The 2500-nt window shown below is 51.1% G+C and carries 2 rRNA genes (1 of these 2 running past the window's edge); both read right to left on the reverse strand.

Features of this window, described 5'->3' with window-relative positions:
* Positions 1 to 50: 50 nt before the first annotated feature.
* Positions 51 to 163, reverse strand: a 5S ribosomal RNA gene (rrf, locus tag ACTJKQ_RS01025).
* A 143-nt stretch (positions 164 to 306) separates the two neighbouring features.
* Positions 307 to 2500 (reverse strand): 23S ribosomal RNA (locus tag ACTJKQ_RS01030); it runs 685 nt beyond the window's last position.

Consider the following 2500-nt stretch of genomic DNA (forward strand, 5'->3'; position numbering starts at 1 on the left):
AAAGCAAAAAACCCCAGTCATATCTGACTGGGGTTTTCTGGGCTGTAAGAGCCTGACGATGACCTACTTTCACACGGGAACCCGCACTATCATCGGCGCAAAGTCGTTTCACTGTCCTGTTCGGGATGGGAAGGAGTGGGACCAACTTGCTATGGTCATCAGGCATAACTTGGTGCTGGGCAGTTTTTGTGAACTGCCTGGCGAATTCATAGAGTCTGGAATCAGATTTTGTGTATTTGACTGCGTCTAACTTGGCATAACAGACTTTGAGCTTCACGCTGGTTGCGTGTTGGCTATCAAAGTTATAGGGTCAAGCCGCACGAGCAATTAGTATCAGTTAGCTTAACGCATTACTGCGCTTCCACACCTGACCTATCAACGTCCTGGTCTTGAACGACTCTTTAGGGGGCTCAAGGCCCCGGCAGATCTCATCTTGAAACGAGTTTCCCGCTTAGATGCTTTCAGCGGTTATCTCTTCCACACTTAGCTACTCGGCAATGCCACTGGCGTGACAACCGATACACCAGAGGTGTGTCCACTCCGGTCCTCTCGTACTAGGAGCAGGCTTCCTCAAATCTGCAGCGCCCACGGAAGATAGGGACCAAACTGTCTCACGACGTTTTAAACCCAGCTCACGTACCTCTTTAAATGGCGAACAGCCATACCCTTGGGACCGGCTACAGCCCCAGGATGAGATGAGCCGACATCGAGGTGCCAAACACCGCCGTCGATATGAACTCTTGGGCGGTATCAGCCTGTTATCCCCAGAGTACCTTTTATCCGTTGAGCGATGGCCCTTCCATACAGAACCACCGGATCACTATGTCCTGCTTTCGCATCTGCTCGACTTGTCAGTCTCGCAGTTAAGCACGCTTATGCCATTGCACTATCGTCACGATGTCCGACCGTAACTAGCGTACCTTCGAACTCCTCCGTTACGCTTTGGGAGGAGACCGCCCCAGTCAAACTGCCTACCATGCACTGTCCCCGATCCAGATAATGGACCTAGGTTAGAACCTCAAACACACCAGGGTGGTATTTCAACGTTGGCTCCATGAGAACTAGCGTCCTCACTTCAAAGCCTCCCACCTATCCTACACAGATCTGTTCAAAGTCCAATACAAAGCTACAGTAAAGGTTCATGGGGTCTTTCCGTCTTTCCGCGGGGAGATTGCATCATCACAAACATTTCAACTTCGCTGAGTCTCAGGAGGAGACAGTGTGGCCATCGTTACGCCATTCGTGCAGGTCGGAACTTACCCGACAAGGAATTTCGCTACCTTAGGACCGTTATAGTTACGGCCGCCGTTTACTGGGACTTCAATCAAGAGCTTGCACCCCATCATTTAATCTTCCAGCACCGGGCAGGCGTCACACCCTATACGTCCACTTTCGTGTTTGCAGAGTGCTGTGTTTTTATTAAACAGTCGCAGCCACCGATTTTTTGCAACCCCGTTGGGCTCCCTCTGTACGAGTTCACCTACTTGGGGCATACCTTCTCCCGAAGTTACGGTATCAATTTGCCGAGTTCCTTCTCCTGAGTTCTCTCAAGCGCCTTAGAATACTCATCTCGCGCACCAGTGTCGGTTTGCGGTACGGTCGTCAATAGCTGAAGCTTAGTGGCTTTTCCTGGAAGCAGGGTATCACTCACTTCGTCTGCAAGCAGACTCGTTATCACCCCTCATCTAAGCCCGGCGGATTTGCCTACCGAGCACGACTACAGGCTTGAACCAACATATCCAACAGTTGGCTGAGCTAACCTTCTCCGTCCCCACATCGCACTATTGATCGGTACAGGAATATTGACCTGTTTCCCATCAGCTACGCATCTCTGCCTCGCCTTAGGGGCCGACTCACTCTACGCCGATGAACGTTGCGTAGAAAACCTTGCGCTTACGGCGAGGGGGCTTTTCACCCCCTTTAACGCTACTCATGTCAGCATTCGCACTTCTGATACCTCCAGCATCCGTTACCAGACACCTTCACAGGCCTACAGAACGCTCTCCTACCACTTGCAATAAATTGCAAATCCGCAGCTTCGGTAACTGGCTTAGCCCCGTTACATCTTCCGCGCAGGACGACTCGATCAGTGAGCTATTACGCTTTCTTTAAATGATGGCTGCTTCTAAGCCAACATCCTGACTGTTTTAGCCTTCCCACTTCGTTTCCCACTTAGCCAATTTTAGGGACCTTAGCTGGCGGTCTGGGTTGTTTCCCTCTTGAGTCCGGACGTTAGCACCCGGTGCTCTGTCTCCCAAGCTGTACTCTGCGGTATTCGGAGTTTGCATAGGTTTGGTAAGTCGCCATGACCCCCTAGCCTAAACAGTGCTCTACCCCCGCAGGTAATACTTGAGGCACTACCTAAATAGTTTTCGGAGAGAACCAGCTATTTCCAAGTTTGTTTAGCCTTTCACCCCTATCCACAGCTCATCCCCTAGTTTTGCAACACTAGTGGGTTCGGACCTCCAGTACCTGTTACGGCACCTTCATCCTGGCCATG

The sequence above is a fragment of the Acidovorax sp. 22279 genome, assembly GCF_052045435.1.
Classification (GTDB): Bacteria; Pseudomonadota; Gammaproteobacteria; order Burkholderiales; family Burkholderiaceae_C; genus Acidovorax; species Acidovorax delafieldii.